The 566-nt window shown below is 48.2% G+C and carries 1 pseudogene; it reads right to left on the minus strand.

The features are described 5' to 3' along the window. Window positions 1-566, minus strand: a pseudogene (gene aceE / locus A3751_RS02595) (pyruvate dehydrogenase (acetyl-transferring), homodimeric type); the annotation flags it as partial.

Genomic DNA, 566 nt, shown 5'->3' on the forward strand with positions numbered 1-566 from the left:
TATCGTCGCCGATTGGAACACCAAAACGATCCCTGAAAGACCTTAACGATTCCTCGTCCAGTTTTTTAAGCGAATGTGTGGTGTTCGTCGCTTCTCCGACCTTCCCAAAACCATAACCTTTCACAGTATGCGCCAAGATAACTGTTGGCTGGCCCTTGTGATGAACCGCTTTGTGGTATGCAGCATAAACCTTATACGGATCATGGCCACCGCGGTTTAACTGCTCAATGTCTTCATCTGTATAAGACTCACCAATTTTAGCCAGCTCAGGATAACGTCCGAAAAAGTGCTTGCGCGTATATGCTCCTCCGTTGGACTTAAAGCTCTGCATTTCACCATCCACAAGCTCATTCATCGCTTGCTGCATCGCGCCGTCGCTATCCTGCTCAAACAACGGGTCCCATTTTCGACCCCAGACAACCTTCAAAACGTTCCATCCTGCGCCCCGAAATACGCCTTCGAGCTCTTGTATTATTTTGCCATTCCCACGACCTGGGCCATCAAGGCGCTGAAGATTGCAGTTCACGACAAAAATTAAATTATCTAGCTTTTCACGACCAGCCAGC

Source organism: Oleiphilus sp. HI0080, assembly GCF_001635135.1.